Annotated in this window: 19 protein-coding genes and 1 pseudogene; 12 read left to right on the forward strand and 8 right to left on the reverse strand. The window is 56.4% G+C overall.

What is annotated here, in order from left to right:
* Positions 1-411 precede the first annotated feature (411 nt).
* From AArcS_RS08390 to AArcS_RS08425, 8 genes are all read left to right on the forward strand, one after another.
* Positions 412-852, forward strand: coding sequence for a DUF8112 family protein (locus tag AArcS_RS08390; RefSeq protein ID WP_238476967.1), 441 nt, complete (start codon positions 412-414; stop codon positions 850-852).
* Positions 849-1,823 carry a hypothetical protein gene (locus AArcS_RS08395; protein WP_238476968.1) on the forward strand — a complete coding sequence of 325 codons (975 nt, stop codon included), beginning with the start codon at positions 849-851 and terminating at the stop codon, positions 1,821-1,823. The genes AArcS_RS08390 and AArcS_RS08395 overlap by 4 nt, the downstream gene beginning before the upstream one ends.
* Positions 1,820-2,194 (forward strand): hypothetical protein, encoded by a 375-nt coding sequence (locus AArcS_RS08400; protein WP_238476969.1) that lies wholly within the window; start codon positions 1,820-1,822, stop codon positions 2,192-2,194. The genes AArcS_RS08395 and AArcS_RS08400 overlap by 4 nt, the downstream gene beginning before the upstream one ends.
* Complete coding sequence (locus AArcS_RS08405; RefSeq protein ID WP_238476970.1) at positions 2,187-3,029, forward strand: DUF8168 family protein; 843 nt, start codon at positions 2,187-2,189, stop codon at positions 3,027-3,029. Before AArcS_RS08400 ends, AArcS_RS08405 begins: the two co-directional genes overlap by 8 nt.
* Positions 3,019-3,345: a hypothetical protein gene (locus AArcS_RS08410; RefSeq protein WP_238476971.1), complete on the forward strand. Its 327-nt coding sequence runs from the start codon at positions 3,019-3,021 to the stop codon at positions 3,343-3,345. Before AArcS_RS08405 ends, AArcS_RS08410 begins: the two co-directional genes overlap by 11 nt.
* Positions 3,346-3,351: 6 nt before the next feature.
* The gene (locus AArcS_RS08415) at positions 3,352-4,287 is read left to right on the forward strand and encodes a hypothetical protein (protein WP_238476972.1); all 936 of its coding nucleotides are present in this window, start codon (positions 3,352-3,354) and stop codon (positions 4,285-4,287) included.
* Positions 4,287-4,952, forward strand: a complete 666-nt coding sequence (locus tag AArcS_RS08420) for a ribonuclease H-like domain-containing protein (protein ID WP_238476974.1) — start codon at positions 4,287-4,289, stop codon at positions 4,950-4,952. Before AArcS_RS08415 ends, AArcS_RS08420 begins: the two co-directional genes overlap by 1 nt.
* 176 nt (positions 4,953-5,128) lie before the next feature.
* Positions 5,129-6,193 carry an HNH endonuclease gene (locus AArcS_RS08425; protein WP_238476975.1) on the forward strand — a complete coding sequence of 355 codons (1,065 nt, stop codon included), beginning with the start codon at positions 5,129-5,131 and terminating at the stop codon, positions 6,191-6,193.
* A 22-nt stretch (positions 6,194-6,215) separates the two neighbouring features.
* Here the strand turns inward: AArcS_RS08425 and AArcS_RS08430 are convergent, their stop codons facing one another.
* From AArcS_RS08430 to AArcS_RS08460, 8 genes and pseudogenes are all read right to left on the reverse strand, one after another.
* Complete coding sequence (locus tag AArcS_RS08430) at positions 6,216-7,469, reverse strand: competence protein CoiA family protein (RefSeq protein ID WP_238476976.1); 1,254 nt, start codon at positions 7,467-7,469, stop codon at positions 6,216-6,218.
* A gap of 431 nt (positions 7,470-7,900) precedes the next feature.
* Positions 7,901-8,890 (reverse strand): hypothetical protein, encoded by a 990-nt coding sequence (locus AArcS_RS08435; RefSeq protein WP_238476977.1) that lies wholly within the window; start codon positions 8,888-8,890, stop codon positions 7,901-7,903.
* A gap of 785 nt (positions 8,891-9,675) precedes the next feature.
* Complete coding sequence (locus AArcS_RS08440) at positions 9,676-9,897, reverse strand: type II toxin-antitoxin system HicA family toxin (RefSeq protein WP_375139599.1); 222 nt, start codon at positions 9,895-9,897, stop codon at positions 9,676-9,678.
* Positions 9,898-9,945: 48 nt separating this feature from the next.
* A complete protein-coding gene (locus tag AArcS_RS08445; RefSeq protein WP_238476979.1) occupies positions 9,946-10,218 on the reverse strand; it encodes a type II toxin-antitoxin system HicB family antitoxin in 273 nt (90 codons plus the stop codon).
* Positions 10,215-10,454 carry a winged helix-turn-helix transcriptional regulator gene (locus tag AArcS_RS08450; RefSeq protein ID WP_238476980.1) on the reverse strand — a complete coding sequence of 80 codons (240 nt, stop codon included), beginning with the start codon at positions 10,452-10,454 and terminating at the stop codon, positions 10,215-10,217. The genes AArcS_RS08445 and AArcS_RS08450 overlap by 4 nt, the downstream gene beginning before the upstream one ends.
* A 137-nt stretch (positions 10,455-10,591) precedes the next feature.
* Entirely contained in the window at positions 10,592-10,933 is a 342-nt protein-coding gene (locus AArcS_RS08455) for a hypothetical protein (protein WP_238476981.1), read from the reverse strand.
* A 451-nt stretch (positions 10,934-11,384) separates the two neighbouring features.
* Positions 11,385-11,576: pseudogene (locus AArcS_RS15960) on the reverse strand (hypothetical protein); the annotation flags it as partial.
* A gap of 30 nt (positions 11,577-11,606) precedes the next feature.
* A complete protein-coding gene (locus tag AArcS_RS08460) occupies positions 11,607-11,918 on the reverse strand; it encodes a hypothetical protein (protein ID WP_238476982.1) in 312 nt (103 codons plus the stop codon).
* A 184-nt stretch (positions 11,919-12,102) separates the two neighbouring features.
* On the opposite strand from AArcS_RS08460, the gene AArcS_RS08465 reads away from it, so the two are divergent.
* From AArcS_RS08465 to AArcS_RS08480, 4 genes are read left to right on the forward strand one after another with little or no spacing between them, the layout of a single operon-like run.
* The gene (locus tag AArcS_RS08465) at positions 12,103-13,296 is read left to right on the forward strand and encodes a hypothetical protein (RefSeq protein ID WP_238476983.1); all 1,194 of its coding nucleotides are present in this window, start codon (positions 12,103-12,105) and stop codon (positions 13,294-13,296) included.
* Positions 13,293-13,934, forward strand: coding sequence for a DUF7269 family protein (locus AArcS_RS08470; protein WP_238476984.1), 642 nt, complete (start codon positions 13,293-13,295; stop codon positions 13,932-13,934). Before AArcS_RS08465 ends, AArcS_RS08470 begins: the two co-directional genes overlap by 4 nt.
* Entirely contained in the window at positions 13,931-15,244 is a 1,314-nt protein-coding gene (locus AArcS_RS08475; RefSeq protein ID WP_238476985.1) for a DUF58 domain-containing protein, read from the forward strand. Before AArcS_RS08470 ends, AArcS_RS08475 begins: the two co-directional genes overlap by 4 nt.
* A complete protein-coding gene (locus AArcS_RS08480; RefSeq protein WP_238476986.1) occupies positions 15,241-16,893 on the forward strand; it encodes a DUF7519 family protein in 1,653 nt (550 codons plus the stop codon). Before AArcS_RS08475 ends, AArcS_RS08480 begins: the two co-directional genes overlap by 4 nt.
* Positions 16,894-16,999: the final 106 nt, after the last annotated feature.

A 16,999-nucleotide genomic window follows, 5' to 3' on the forward strand; every position in this document is an offset into this window, starting at 1 on the left:
GTAGGGAGTTCCCCACTTTCCTACTGGTAACTTCCTCTTCGGATTCGAGCGACTGAAGACGTGTGTATGCTGTCCGCCGAGTGCAACCGACAGTCTCGGCGATCTCTGAAGTTCCTGCCATCCCATCAAGTGTTTGGATGGCATCTATGAAATCCGAATCTGGGTAGCTCGTCGTATACTTCCCAGAGTCTTCCTCTCGATCTTTCCCCGGCACGCTACTTGATTTGTAGACATCACCTATGTAGGTGATGGGTTCATTGCCTTCTCCTACGGAGGAGATGGGAAACATTTATACCATTACACAATGTAGGAGATGGTAGAGAAGCTCAGTCCCAGTGGGGCGTAGGCACGGTAAAAACGCCCGAGTGCTAAGGACACTCGGACTGGGTTTCTCACAGGATGTAAGAACCCATGGAAGACTCAAATCCGCCGAATCAAGAGACTGTCGGTGACCAGCTGATTGAAGACATATCACAATTACAACAATTTTCGCTCGGGGAAGGGGCCGCGAAGTGTCTAGTGTGCGGTTCTTCTTTTGGTGAGGGTGATACGGTTGTTGTGTACGTGTTTCGTCCGGCTGACGAGACGGTGTTTCAGGTTGGTTATGTGTTGTGTGCTGAGGATCGGGACGGGTATTTGTCGGAGGGTACGCTTGGCGTGCGTGAATTGCTTGTTGAGGGCCGTGTGGGAGTGTGTACTGACGGGGCGACGCAGTCGTCGTGGCCGGTTTTGCTTGCGCCGGAAATACTGGGTGTGAGTGCGGCGTCGACGAAGTCGATTCGGTGGTGTGCGTCTGCTGCCGATCAAGCTGAATCAGGCGTGCGGAGTGCGGAAGGCGAGGTGGGGCGATGATGTCGGGTGACGACGTGGAGTTTGACTCGTCGCAGCTCGATATCGAGCTGGATTTCCCGCGGTCGGTTGAGGAAATGCTGCTGCCGGATTTGTACGTCGGTCTGGATATTGATCTGCTTGCGCCGGGTGATGGGATCGTTACTGATCGGCATCATGCGTCGGCGGATCGGTACGAGGCGGATGATCCGCAGAACCAGATTGCGGGGCAGATTTCGCCGTTCACACTCTCAGGCTGGCTTCGACATGGGTGTGAGCGAGTGGTGCAGGAGGCGGGCGCGTCGGCGTGTCATCCGGGTGAGGCGAACGGTGATTACATGCTGGATGACGTGTACGAGCGTGATCTTGCGAACGGGTATCATGAGAAAGGGGCGTGTGTTGATGATGATGCGGAGACGGGCTGTGTGATTCATGATTTGTTCGGTGGCTTCGGGAATCGTGCGGGCCGGGTGATTCGCCGCCCGATTCGGTTCTCACCGATCCGTAGACAGGTGGATGTCACGAACGGCGAGGCTGAAGCGCACTACCGGCAATTGAATACGCATGTGCGGTCGCGTAATGCTGCGGATGAGGGGCAGCCGTTGCGGCAGGCGACGCGGGATGTCGTTGGTAACTTGGTGGGGACGTGGCGACTGACGCTTCGAGAGCTGAAACCCGAGTACGTGGGGTTGCTTGTTGAGGCGGTTGAGTACCTGGATGCGCATAGTGATGAGTACGATATGCAGCTTGGCGGCGCGCGGAATTTCGGGGCTGGGATCGCTGATGCTGCGGTCGTGAATCCGCTGTATACTGAGGCGGAGCTTCGGCGTGTGTATAATCGCGCGCAGGACGCGACGAGCGGGATGAAGACGAAAGACGATGTTTGGCGTGAGCAGTGTCGTGATGAGTTCGTGCGGGCGTTGCAGGCGCGGACGGCGGCGCGTGATGGTGACTTGCCGATGCCTGACGGTGGGTCGGGAGGTGAGTCGGCGTGACGGACGCTGCTGATGGTGAGTCTGGGTCTGATGGTGACGGGGAAGCGTCGGGCGTTGATGCGGGTGTCGACGAACTTGCCGAGCCTGTGGAAACGATCATGCCGGTCGGACACGGGTCGGGTGAGACGCCTGATCAAGCGGACGCTGCGGGCGACGCGCGAGGCGGCGTGGACGACGCGGCGATGACAGATCGAGATGAATTCAATGAATTCGATGAATTAGACGAATTAGAGTTAGATGAATTCAATGAATTGGCTCCGCCGGTCACGGAAATCCTCCCGGTAGGGTACCGGCCTGATGGGGGCGATGCCGATACGGCTGCTGACGACGAATCGGGGGCGTCGGACACGGACGGAGGGACTGATGACTGATTCGACGGGCGCGGCGGGCGCTGGTCGTGACTCGGTCGACGGTGAGGGTGAGACGGACGTTGCGCCGATGCTTGCGGTGTATCGTCATGATGTGCATAAACTGTTCGGCCGGTCGCATGCGTCTGCTCGTGATCGGGTGCATGGCGTCAGGGTGAACGAGACAGTCCCTCACGGTGCGGATCGGGATGCGGCGTTGTTGAGCCGGCCGCGTGGTGATCCTGAGCAGACGCTGGATGCGTACGCGTCGCCGCCTCGCGTGTCGTTTCTGACGGGTGAAGTGGTGATGACGGGTGGGCTCCGCGCTGGTGGGCGTGACGCGGCGGTGCGGAAGCTGGTTCGTATCGAGGATGCCGAGGCGATGCACGAGGCGTGGTTGTCCGCGGACGTGCCGGCGCTGGTCAACGAGTCAGTGTACTACCCGTACACGTCGCTGAAGTATCACACGTTGCTGGCGGCGGCGTTGCTGGATAATTACCGCGCGGGTTTCGCGTTCGATGAGTTGTTCCTGGTCGTCGAGGAAACTGATGGTTCGGCGACGCCGCATCGAACGGTGTTGTCGACGCCCGACATTCGACTGGAAGTGACTGCCGAGCCCGGGGATCGCCCGGCGGCTCGGCTCGGTGAGACTCCGACACGCTGCTTTGCTGACGTGTGGGCGCGCTTGCCCGAGTACCCGTTTGATGTGAGCGTGTCGCGTCGGTGGGGCGTGCTGGATGCGCAGTTGCGTCGCATCCGGTCGTGGTCGGCGGCGCTGCAGTTCGTCGCAGAGTATTGTCACCGCTTCGACCCCGCAGGCGATGCGGGGCGTGGCGGTGAGCACGGGGGTGAGAGGTGATGCCGGCGGGTCGGGGGTACGGTGGGATGAGAACGGTGTTCGTGGTGGGGCACCGTTCAGTTGTGACTGCTCGCGTGACAGGCCGTGGTGGGACTGTCACTGTGAGTCGATCAGCGGGACGTTGCCGATGGGGACGGTCGGGACGTGTGGTGGCGTCTCGACCGACGTGTTCGCCGACTCGCTCTGTGGTGGGGGCGAGTGGGCGTGTGCGACAGCGAAGACTGGTACGCGCTCGGTCCGCTGCGGGATGGCGACTGGGGAGAACGCTGGCCCCGCAGTGGTCGCGTGCGTGTGGTGGGACTCGATCCGGTGGTGATCTAGTGTGACCCGAATTCAACAGGTGTTGTTCGAACTGGACGGTCATTATCTGGGCCACCCGTATGCTGTGACTGGGAACGCGTTGTATAATGCGTTGGCGCGGCGGGTCGATGATGAGACGCGACGTTCACTGCGCGTGAGTCACGGTGTGTTTGTGCCGGGCGAGTACGGTGAGTACCCGGCGGCTGCCTCGCAAGACGGGTATGCTGGGAAGCTTGGGCAGTCGCTGCCCGAGATCGCGTCGTACGAGGATCTGTTCGTCTTTCGAGATGCGGCGCAACGCTGGTTACTGGAGTCACGGCCGCGAGACGCGCATAACGTGCTTGCGGTGCAGGATCACGGTGGCCGGCTCGCGGTCGACGATACATGTTGGTTTGGCCGGCCGCCCGGGCAGCGGAATCGGCGGCGATCCATGTCGTGGTACGTGCAGTGTTACGTGCACGCCGATCGTGACGGTGTGCTCCCGGTAGCCGAGGACGTGCTTGATGGGATCAGTGTTGGGGGCGCACGGAACTACGGGTTCGGGCGATTGACGGTTGCAGACTCACAGGTCGTGGATCTGGATGCGTTGGAGTACTCACGCGTCAGAACAGCTGCGGAGCGTGGTGACGCGTTCCGGATCGAACTCATGACGCCGTACGTGCTGGCGACGGAGTATCCCGGTGGCGACGACCAGTCCATTCCGTGGTGGTGGCGTGTCGAATCGGGCGAGCTGCGGCGTCGGGAGACACGGCTTGCTGACGATGGTGAATCATACACGGTGAACACGGTTGATCACGGGCAAGTTGTTCGATATGTCGGTGACGATCCGGTGGCCACCGCGAAAAATGGCGTGACGCGTGTCGGGACGCATTCGCGGTTCGGATTCGGTGAGTTCCGGCTTCGACCGGCATGTGAAGATCGTGTGCCCGAGCGTAGCGGGATGGAAGGTGATGCGTGATGGTGTTAGAGCAAGTAGCGTTTGATATTGAGACGACCGGGTTCGACGTAGATGATGTCGTGACAACGGTCGGGTTTGCGGTGCCGATGGGGGTGCAAGTGTTCGTCCAGTCCGGCGAGCAGGAGGCGGCTCAGCTTGAAGCAGCGGTGGAGGCCGAGGTGCCGGACACGCTCGTGAACGTGTCGACGGTCGCGTCCGAACGCGAACTCTTGGTCGCCGTGTCCGCGTTCGTTACTGAACGGTTCCGTGATAGCGATACGTTGCTCGTGGCGTACAACGGGGAGAAGTGGAAGGGCGGGTTCGATATCCCGTTTCTTCGAACCCGATACGCGCAACTGGGTCTGGACTGGCCGTTTGAGGATGTCCCGTACGCGGACGTGATGCCGCTCATCACGGATCGATTCAACACGACTGTTGATGGTGAGGAGTGCGGCGGGCTCGTCACGACGTACGACGTGTTATGTGACGGGTCCTACGGCGAGTTAGATCCGTTTGACGACAGTGCCGAGGCTGTGACGGCGTTCGAGGACGGGCGGGTCGATGCGCTCGTGTTGCATAACGTGTCGGACGTGCTGCGGACACGAGCGCTTGGCCGTGTTGCGGAACGGTACTGTTCGAAGTCGGATTTTAACGTGAAATCGTTGACGCCGACGAGGTCGATCTAAGATGGCGGTATATCGAGTGCTGGGAGCAATACAGCGTGGCCGCATACGCGATTGGGTTGTGCCGTCGGCGCTCGGGTGAGTGGCAGGGCAACTGCAGGACGTACGGATTGAAGCGATACAGCATGGAATCGGGCGCGCTGAAACTGCTAGCTGATCAACAACTCGAAGACCAATTCATGACAGAGACAGAGTCACCGAACGACGAGGAGACGAGTAGTACGAACGATGCAACCGAGGAGCGAACTGACCGCGTAGCGCCGGTCGAGTGCCACGAAACGGTGGATCCGGAGACACGGGACGCGGTTCTGGACAAGTACGAGTCACGGTGTCAGGTATGCGGACGGCGTGGTCCGAAGGAGGGCGGCTTGGCGACGCTGCACGCACACCACATCGAGCGGGACCCAGACGAATTGGACGAACATGAGATGGACAACCTGACGTTGTTGTGTCGATCGTGTCACAGTTGGTTCCATCGGCAGTCCACGCCGGACGACTCGCCTGTCGAGATCACTGAAGAAGATCAGAGCGTACTGTTGCCCCAAGATATCGAAATCCTTCGATACTTGTCCGAACACGGTCCGAGTCGGACGGGTGATATCGTGTCAGGCGTGCCGAGTGACCTGGCGGTGTCATCTGTCCGGGAACGCTTGTGGGTGCTGATGGGGCTCGACAATCTCGTGGAGACTCGTGACAGGCAGGTCGTAGACAAAGACGTTGAAACCGGTGAGTGGGGCCTTGCAGAACATATTGAAAACTCCGCCCGCGGGCATATCCCGGACGACCCGCAGTTACTGTTGCAACGTATGGAAGACGAGCAAGTCCGGCAAGCACTGGACCGCGAGTGCGGCCGGGAGAAAGTCACGGACGTTCTCGGAATCACGCGCCGCACGACGTTCAACAAGGTCAAACGAGCGAACGCGTATGACTTTCCGCTGGGTGCGTTCAGTCGCGGGGGCCGCCCAGCGAAAGACACGCGATCGAATTTAGACGGACCACAGGAGCCACCGACGGACGAGAGTGATGGACAGCAACGGCTTAATGCAGTTGCTGAGGGAGAAGACGATTCGCTGGCCCGGACTGAAACGTGGGGGGTCGCCGAAGCAGAGTCTACGGTACAGTCCGATGATGCGAACGGGCAGCGTACAGATCAGGTAGCAAGTGATGGCACTGACAGCAACGAGTTGCGAGAGCATCTGCGGCAAGCAATCGACGCATTAGAGGACGTGAACGAGCGGCTGTAAGTCTCAGCTGGCCCAACTAGTTTCAACCACTGTGGGCCAGGAGATCATACCAGAGTTGGATTTTTGCGCAGAGATCAAGAAGTGATTGCATCTGCTCTGGGCAGAATTCCAGATGGATGGTCTCTGTGGAACTATTCAATTCGACAGTGACTGTTTCGGACCATGTTGGTGTGATTGAATACGAGAGATTGCTAAGATGTGATTTAACTGACTGCCTCACCGCTTGCTTCCCGGGTGTTGATATTCGGGAACACTCCAATTCATAGCCCACGTTTAGAACGAACTCGATAAATGACTCAACATCATTCTCGTCAAACAGTGTCGTGACTTCTGTTCCATCAACGATCTTTCGAACGGTGAACTGACTGACGTTTGTGCGGTTGACTCGAAATGTGAGCGAAAAGGTTTCTCCAGGCCCTTCGTTGAACCAGCTAGAAAAAGAAGTTGGTCGGGTTTCTAACTGAACTATGTCACTGCGTTCTTCGACTGCAGTTCGGTGCTCGCTGCGTAAACTTTGGATTCTGCTCTGAAGCCATGATTTGTAGACCTCTTGGACGCCTGGAGACGTTATTGAAAGATTGAGATTCAGTTCTTTCTCACGAGCCCACTCGGCCGTATTAGCACATTTTTCAGTAGTATCGGAGTTGGCGCGGAATTCACCTAACGAAATTTGATCGTCCACGTGATTCGGGAGAAAGGCAACAAGATCACGTTCAGTGACATCTAGATACTCTCCAGGTGACGAGTCTGGCGATGGCGTATCACCGTGAGGGACGCTGTATGGCCAGACAGGGATTGGGTCAGGGAGTTCGACATCCTCGTACTCAGGGCGAGTCCCAACGTAGTTTTCCTCAAAGAGCCATATCACACTGATATCGGCGGTGAGGTAGCTGACAGTCGTTTCTGTGAGGTCCTTCTGGTCGTTCCGGTACTGTACCTCAACAGCGATTCCCTTCCCGAAAGGGAATTGTGGCTGCTCAAATTCAACGAACACATCAGCACGACGCGGAACGTCGTCGGTAACGAACTCGACGCGTATCGATGCGTTCGGGTACTCGTCTGTAAGCTTCTCAACAGCGATTGATTTCATCCGGAGATGGAGAGAGGATTCACCATTACAAGAGGGGTCTGCCGGATGGTAGAAATGACGGGTACGGGATCCTTCACGAACACTCATCATGTCATTACACTTGGGACATTGAACCTCTTCGTCGTCGCCGACGCCGACAGGGATCCGAGGCCGATTATCGACGGGATCAACCGCAATGAAGGGCATCAATATCACTGAGGGAGTGATAGACTATATATTTTTAATCAAAGGCACTTCCTTACGTGTAAATGGGAAGAAGCCGAGTGCCACGGGCATGACTCCGAGGCAGTTTACTAACTAAAGACAGTCACACACACACATGACTTCGAGGGTGGATGCAGCACAACAGCTTTGTATGTCGTTCATCCGTAGGAGATTGTTGATATAGTTCCTTTCAGGGGATCTGTAACAGCGAATGGCGGTCTAACTGTGCACAAAAGTAGATGTTACTGCAACGTACTCCAGTTCAGAACCGCAAGGAGGCTCTACATCAACAATGTGCTACGGAAGAGCGTAGAACCTAATCAAATTGTCCGTCCGCTCTTGTGAAGTTGATTGTTGATGTCACCATCCAGTAATATCGAAAATGAGGTCTCAAATTGACTATTAATTTTGGATCAAAGCGGCCGTTCTTGTTCAAGCTTCGGAATGAGTTCCTCGGTGTAGTTCCCTCCGTAGGAAGGGTGTTTGAGTGCCACGATATATTGTGGTGAGTTGTTTGTCTTGACTCTATAGAGTCCACGTTTTGCCTCGCTGATTTTTCGGGAGATTACACTTCCCTGGAGCGGTTCGAGATTCGACTCATAAGCATCATATATTTGTTTCCATCCTTTAGACCCTGCTGCGATCACCAACTTTGGTTTTGCACATTCGATTTCGTGCCGGATATCATTCTCAATCTCCGTAGTGAAATTCTTAGTGCCACCACTATCAGGAGTTGAAAATTTATATGTTGTAGTATAATAAAAGTCGTTAAAGAATCCAGTTGTTAAATCAATTTCGCGGTCGAAATCGATCTCTTCCAAATCCTTTCCCCGTATGACTTGTTCTCTTGCATAATATTTCCAATATTGTGCAGTTCTTTCTTGTAAATATGTCTCTCCTTCAGGAGGTTTGCTAAGATCCAGAATTTTATTTTTGGAATCAACCAGTTCATCAAACAGGTTTGTTAGATTTGTACCACTAAGCCAACCAACGATATGATGAGCCCCTATCCTAGCCATCTCTGTGGGGTCAAGACCGCCGCCAGTTTTGTCTACCTGATTGTATAGCCTCCCCTCGCCGACCTTGAGATAGTAATAAGGGTCGGGAAAGCCTGGATTAGTGGTCACCAGCATATACGGCTGTCCAGTATACGGGAAACACCGATAGAATAAATCAATGTGCGCTTGATCGGCTAGAGTCTGTACAGTTTTATTGATCGGATGGCTGTCAGCTGGTCTTGTTTTTCCACTGCTCCGAGACAGGTAAGAAGAGTATTCCGCGATATATTCTGCAGCCGAAGTAATTTCCTTTCCGTCTTCTAACTGATTAGCAAGTTTATTTCGGTACTCATTTTTTGTCTGTTGATGAAACCCGGCCATGTTGTCGCTAAGCCAAGATGTCATAATTGTCCAAGAGCCATACCAACTACTTAATCATTTAGCCTCTTGTGAAGGTGCTGTTGCGGTGTCCCCGTCGCAGGTCTCTACGCTTTGCTCTGCTACGCTGTCTACAGACCCTGATCACGTTTCGGTAGCACTGCACGGTGACCGATTGATGATGGAAGCAAACGGGTTTGGTGGGACTGTCCTGACCGAGATCCCTGCCAGTGACTCTAACCAGCACGCCAAAATTGCTGATTCTGATCTCCGTGCAGTCCATGATCAGCATACTGCTGAAGCTCGTATTACCGACTGCCAGTTTGAAGAATTCGTTGACTGTCACGCAGACGCTTCTGATGTACAGATCTCACTCACTATGGACAGAGCGGTCGTAACTACCCGGGACGGACATGCGTACTGGTCGTGGGGAGAAAGTACTGGCTCTGGAACAGCGACGTATCGTTGGCAAGAGGTTCTCGACGTGTTTGATCAACTCTCTTCAGTCGAGTCAACTCCGCGGTTCGCATGGGGTGATGATGAGACCGCAGCAATGATCTTTCACGCTGATAGCTGGTACGTGATTGGCTACGCCACCTCTGTTCAGGGTACCCCCTCAGAGACTGCTCGGTGCCACGAAGAATCTGGCACTGCAAAACGACACTGCCGTGAGTGTGGCAGCCAGCTTGAGCGCGATCCCGAAACCGGGAATTGGACGTGTCAGTCTCCAAAATGTGGGTTTCGAGCGATCGCGTTAGAATAAGGCGTTTACTCGCCGCGTAGACGGTCGAGTGGGTTCCAGTCCCCGTCAATTATCGGTTTTGGTCGATCCAGGCTTTGAATTTCTGGTAATCGTTCGCGCCGGCCTGATCTGCGATGTCTTTGAGCGTGCCCTCGCTGATCTCGTCGTGAAGCGGGACTGGGACGGTACGCGCTTCGGCGTCGTGGTCCTCGGGCGGCTCCCAGCGGAGGATCGCATGGTGGCCGCGCGTGCGCTTCCACTCGTAGATTCCGCTGTTGACCATCACCTTCACTACGTCTCGTCCTGAGAACGGCGAGTACGACATTAGTAGTAGGAGAGGTCAATCGAAAATTTCCGAGTCATCCAGAGAGTCGGAGGTGTTGTTCTCGGGGTCAATCCCCATCTCGCGGAGATCCTCGTCGCTAGGAGGGTCGCCATCTCCGTGATAGCCTTGAAGTGCTTCATCGAGGTTTTCAAGAGCCTCCTGGCGGCTCTTACCCTGACTGGCGACGCCGGTTTCTTCATCCTTTGCGACCCACCAGTTGGTTTCACGGGTAAGCGTGATCGTGGTGCCCGTCGGCGGGTCGTGATTGCTGCTGGAGTCAGTGCTCATGCTTTAGCCTCCGGAGTCAGACTCCATGCGAGAGAGTTCCCGATCATCTTACTCTCCACCTTACCGTCGGTTTCGAGTTGACGAAGTCGGTAATCAGCGCTGGGGCGCTTGATTCCCAGCTCTTCGGCAACCTCCGTCGTGCCTGCAGGCCCGTGCTTTTGTACGGCGGCGAGGACCTCGTCGTCGCTGTGTTTCGCGGAGAAACGCCCGCGCTCATCACGTTCGCTTTCACTCATACTTTGGCGTACGGATGCGTAGGATAAAAATCCATCTACTACGAAGTAGATGGTCAACCGATAGCGCATCCTATTAAGCGCAGACGAGTAGCTCAAACATCACATCTGAACCCGAATAGTTTAGCTCGCGGCGTGCTTTACTTGGAGTCAGTGAGCTCCCGATTGAGTTCGAGTAAGTCGCAGTTCGGACCGTGGAATTCGAATGGTGGGGTCCCGGGTGCGGGCTCTTCATAAATCGCTTGTTCGGTGATGCCGAGCCAGACGGCGATGATCGGTAGGGAAAGCGTGCTGTATGTGTGGACGATTTTCCCGAATCGTGGTGCTTGGTCCCAGTCAGATAGATCACCTCGGTCTTTGAGCCAGAGTGCGAACAGTTCGGTCAGCATTTTCTTGCTAGACCCACCGGAGTAGAGCGCTCCGTGATTGGCGTCGACGGCGTCAATCGACCACTCGTACTGGATCGTTGGGGTAGCGGTCACGGGCATTGTGCGGACTACTGAGTCCAGCAGCACTGTATTTATAGATAGCGCTTTACCAGGTTCTATTCAGAAATTGAACAACGAATAGATACGAGACCACATACAATTGAACGTTCTAGAATAACCGGTTAACAGATCGGAAGCATCCGACAGAAGAGGTACAATTACCACAGATAGATTGCACAAAATACGTGTTCAGATAGCGAATCTGATTGAGTTAGCGGAGTGAGCGTTCCCGGGAAATCTTCCCACGATATGGTCATACTGTGAGTCGCCCTAGACTGCTCACGTCGGTGTGTTTTCTTCGGTCCCCCTGCGTTCCTTTGAGGGGCGATGATCGCTTCTGATCGCAGAACCGCACACCAAGTCTCCGCTCTACTTCACTACTCGCCCTAGAGGGCCTCCATCCGTTCGTCAAAATGAGTGATACAGTGGCGACTACGTCACGTCATTCGACGGGGTCGTCTGCGTCTTCTCCAGGGGTTGGTGCGTGTAGCGGCGGGCGGAAGTGGACTCGTGTGTTATGATCTCTCGGATGACGGTCCCAACGGCATTCCTACGGTGACCCGGTCTTGTATTGCTCGCTGGAATGAATGCTGAAGTCGTCTGACTCGAACCATCGAGTCCGGAGAGAAGCCGGCGTATCAGGCATCGGTGGGGTCGAAAGTGCCGCCTAGGGCTGGGTAGTTACGCCGCTCTGCGTCAAGGAGGGTTGCTCTGCGTTCGAACATTTTCCAATCGGAAAGTGCCCCCACACGTCTTCAGTTGCCATGTCCTCGCTGGCTTCCACAAGAGAAACCTGACCCGGGTTGTCACCGTCGAACTGAGATCTGTACTTGTTGATCTGATCGATGGTATCTGACAGGGCTTCGACGAGCAGATCCGTCCGATCTTTGCCGAAGAGATCGGCGATCGCATCAAGCCGGTTAACGATGTACTCTGGGGACTGAAATTGGACCCGTCCTGGGTCATCGCTCGTGCTCAAGGTGCATATTCTGCGGATACGAGAATAACTGTTTCGTCGTCTGCACATGGCTTGCACATGGATAGCCCTGTGCGCACTGTGAAATATAACTCCAAGAACAAGGACTTGGGGCAACCACCTGTTGGGACAATCTCCCAAAGCAGACTGATAAAGATGTAAATACTATCACTCGTAAAGAAGATTCATGTCAACAGAGGGAACCGGTGTGGCTGCAGGACCGGTCATCCTCATTGCGCTCTCGATAGCTGCGTTATTACTCGGTGCCAGCGTGATGCCATCTCTCGGCGACCAGTCTCCTGGCGCATCCGTCACCAGCCCTGAGGTGGGCGATGGAGAAGAGCTTGATCCAGTTGGTCCTGACAGCGCTGATGGACAGGGCGAGGAGCTCGATATCGATGGAGCGGGTGGTGATGCCGGCACTGTGGAACCGCCAGAGGCACTACTGGCGCTTGGAGAATTACTGAGTCCGTTTGCACTTCCCATGGATATCCAGGGGCAAGATAGCGATCCTGAACTGCCGGAGATGGCCGGCGATGGGTCTGATGACGAAAGCCCATCTCAAGGCTCCGATGAGGCGGACGGCGATGATGATACAGCGGAAAGCAGCGAGGATTCCGATGATGGCTCGTCTAACGGCGATTCGACAGAAGATGAGTCGACTAACGATGATTCGTCCGAAGACGAATCGACTGACGATTCCGATGATGAAAATGAGCTAGACGAAGAGGAGTCAGACGAAGGCCTCCTCGATACGCTCACTTCGATCGGTCCGTACGCACTCGGTGTGATTGGGCTTCTCGCACTTGGTATGTATCTCTGGCAAACGGATCGTGGCGTGATCACCGCGCTTCGACAGTTCCCGAGGCGAATGCTGTCGGCAGCCATTGCGGTATTGATTGCCCTGGCGAACCAGCTAGAACGGGGTATCGCTGCTCTGAAACGCCTCGAATCAGTGGTGGCACTTCCTACGTTGGTTTTTGGAGCTATCGCTGGTTGGTTCGCATCAGCACAACAACGTGTGCAGTCAGTCTCACTAGGGTCGCTCCGAGGCGGCTCTACGGCCGACGACACCGCTACCGCTGACGGGAGAGCATCGGAGGAACCGGAATCGGCGAAAGCCCAGATACACGAGGCTTGGGAGACGCTTCTTGATGCGGCCCCTGTAGCTCGATATCGGACCGCAGCACCCGGTGAGGTTGCACGAAATGCGGTCGGTGCGGGTCTGCCCACCAGTCCAGTACAAACGATTACTGAAGCGTTCCGTGATGTCGAATATGGGGATATCGACCCTGAGGTCCATGTCGAACAAACACAGCAAGCGCGGATGGATCTTGAGACCAGCCTGCAGGAAGACGAGCAATCGGGGGAAGAAGAATGACTCGCAAACAGGTCTTGATCGGGCTGGTCTGTGCTGGTGCACTTGGAATCGGAATCATCGGCGTTGTCGAGCCGGCCGTACTATTCGACACCGTACCGGAACTACACAGTATTATTAGCGCTGTAGAGCCGTCGCTTGTATTGCTGGGGCTTGTCGCGCTTCTCGCTGTTTTCACGCTTGCACGCGGGGTCTCTGGGCGGAAGCAGGCCAACCCACCATCGGCCCTTTACACGACCGAGCAACAGACATCGCTTTTTGATAGTTATGACTACGAGGTAGTTGGGGCAGCACTAGACAGCCGCTTCGAAGCTGCGATGGCCTACGACGATGGTGACCGTTCCAAACGCGAACGTGCCCGTAATGATGTCGAGACCGAACTACGAGCATTGGCGACGGCGAATTATATGGACCGGACCGGATGTGAAGAGTCCGTCGCCAGTGAGCATGTCGAGGCGGGTGAGTGGACCGATGATCCGAGAGCGGCAGCGTTTCTTGCTGGCGATACCGGACCGACAACTCCCCTGAGGCTCTGGCTCGTGGACTTGCTGACGGGGCGTGACACGTTCGAACGCGGTGTCGAACACACGATTGACGCGATACAGCGATCACAGAGCGATCACCAGGAGGTGGCATCGTGAGGCGACTCGTTCGCTGGCGTGGTGCGATTGTCGCAACGCTTCTCTCAGTCACACTCGGCGTCGCACTCGGCGTTGACACGCTGTTTTTGCTTGGCGTTGTCGCACTTGGGATCGCTGCAATTGGCTACCTGAGCTCGTCACCCCGCGGGGAGATCCGAGTCGAACGCCAGCTTTCTCCCGACAGACCTACGCCGGGTGAGGTAGTGACAGTGACGCTCACGCTGCACAATGAGAGTGATCACATCCAACCCGATGTTAGGATCGTCGACGAGCCGCCGGATTCTGCGGCTGTCGTGGGGGGAGTCCCTGCTGTTGCAACGTCGGTTCAGCCGAACGAATCAGTGACTCACGAGTATGAGATTGCCCCACAACGGGGAGACCACGGGTTTGGAACGCCCACACTCCGCCGTCGTAATCTTGCAGGTACGATCACCGCCACGGAGGATGTCGAAGTTGATGGACTCACAACGGTTACCTGTGAGACGCTGCTGGATGCCTTCCCACTGCGTGAACAGACGATCCAGTATGTTGGCCGCTCGCCGACGGACGAGGGGGGCAACGGGATCGAGTTTTATGCGACTCGGCAGTATCGACCGGGGGACCCGATCAATCGTATTGACTGGCACCGGCTCGCCAAAACCGGCGAGCTTGCGACCGTCGAGTACCGAGAGGAAAAGGCCGTAACGGTCGTCTTTATTATCGACGATAGGTCCGGGATCCATCGTTCACCGCGGGGTGGCGGACCGAACTCGTTCGACCTGACGCTGTACGCTGCCTCGAAAGGGGTTGCCGCATCGATGGACGGCGGAAACCGGACCGGTGTTGCGACGTACGATAGGCGTCACTGGATCGACCCCGGAACCGATGCGGGAACGAGACAACGTGTTGAGGACCTGTTCAACAGTGCTACTGATGGAGCAACTCCGACGATGACGGACGGAGGCACTGCGTCCAACGAACCATCGCAGCAATCACCGACTATTCCCACGAAAGCGCTCAACCGTCTCTCTGAACAACTCCCGCGGAATGCACAGGTCGTGTTCTGTTCGCCACTGACGGATGACGGTGCGGTCGAGACGGTCCGACAACTGGCTGCCCGCGATCACGACCTAACCGTTCTCTCGCCGGATATCACGACGGGCATCACCGAAACCGAGCGGACTCTCGGAACCAGAGTCGAGCGATCGTGGCGATCGAACCGGATCTCGAAACTGCGAGCGATGGACGTTGCTGTGATCGACTGGCAGCTCGACGAGCCGCTGCCGATTGAACTGCAACGCCTGCTCCGGCGCTGGGGGCGCGACGTATGACCCAGAACACTGGCGAGCAAAGCCGGGCGACCATTGGCGCTGTGTGGGGGACACTATCGTCGGCAATATCCGAAGCCGGAACCGGGGCCCGACGTCAATTGAATAGATTGTATGCCAGCGATGCGATCGTCATTGCGATCACGCTAACTGTCGCACTTACCGTCGGCGCGTCAGTGACGAGCACTGCTATCGCCACGCTCACGTTCGGTGCCGGTGTGGGAATGGCGTTGTCGGTCGTTCTGTCCAACAGTTCAAACCCACTCGTGGGATTACTGGGCGGGATGGTCACTGTGGGTGCTGCGTTGGTCGCTCTCGCACCACTGACATTGACTGTTGCATTCGTCTTCGGAGACAGTGGGTCTGGAATGATTGCGGGCGTGACGGTGCTCTGGCTCGTCCTGGCATCATTTGCCGCTGTGACAGTGCCAACACGAGCTCCAGGTGATGGGACAGTCCGAACAGCGGGCCGAACTGCAATCCTTGCGGGACTCGGTATCCTGCTCGTCGTTGCCCTTAGGCTCGTCCCCGAAACGGGGATCCGAGAGCAGGCACTCGTCGCGGCAATAGATGCGGTTGGCTTCGGCATCGATCTGATCGTCCGGCCCGGTGGTGGCGACGCACTGGTTTCGCTGCTTGTGTTAGTGGCGGTGACTGCGCTGATTGTTCGGTGGGGGCTTGGCAAACTACCGGTTGAGCGTTTCCTCCCACCGGAACGCCGTAAGTCGGTTGTCAGCGGACTCGAGCGTGGTCGATCACTTCTTCACCGACTGTTTCAACTATCCGTCCTCAGCACTCTCGTTGCTGTCGGTGTCACACTGCTCTCATCGGAAGCTATCGAGAACGGTCCGGAGCAGGCCTACACCCACGTCGAGACGATCCGAACTGAGCTTCCTGCACCTGCCGGTGAACATCTCACTGAGTTCGTGCTCGCTCCGCTGCCACGGTGGATCCTCCTCACTGCTTGTGCAATGGGTCTCGCAATTGGCCTCATCGACCTTGTTCGATCTGCCCTCCGTAGGGGTATGGCCGGTGTGCTGGCCAACATAGTCGCACCCATTATCGGCGGCGCGGTCGTGACCGTCATCATCGCAACCCGGATCGCCGACCCTGAGCTCACTACAACGCTGGTTTCGGTCGTGCCGCCAAGTGTTCCAGAGTCGGTCATCTCACTCGTCATTGAGTCACCGGCGTTTGTCGCTGCGGGTATCGGGCTCCTCGTTGCGCTAGCTGTCCTCTGGAGTGCGTTCGCTTTCATTACAGTACTGCGTATGGTACGGATCCTACCGGGGCGAGCGACAGGTGTCGCACTCGCTAGTATTGCACTGTTTGGAACGGCGATCACTGCCGCACTAGTCTCGCAGCCGACGCTGGCAGTTGGCACCGCTGTGGCCGCCCTCCTTGTCTGGGACATTGGCGAATTCGGTACCGGGCTTCGTGAGGAACTCCCCGCCGGTACACCCACCTTCCGCGTCGAGATCGTCCATGCAGGAACGAGTGGTCTTGCGGGACTTGCCGTTGGTGCAGGTGCGCTGTTCGCGCACGATTGGGTTTCCGCCTATCTCACACCACCCGACCCGCAGTTGGCTCTTGTAGCCCTCGCCGTCACGGCGGTTGTTACCGCGCTCGTGACGTTTTCTCTCCGGGGGTAACTGAATCGGGATACTGACACTGGTGGAGTCATAGAACGATTTGGTTGACACTTTGGTTCCAATTTGTATACTCTGTTGAAATCCGCCAAACCTCAGATGAGCTGGA

The sequence above is a fragment of the Natranaeroarchaeum sulfidigenes genome (assembly GCF_017094485.1).
In the GTDB taxonomy this organism is placed as follows: Archaea; Halobacteriota; Halobacteria; order Halobacteriales; family Natronoarchaeaceae; genus Natranaeroarchaeum; species Natranaeroarchaeum sulfidigenes.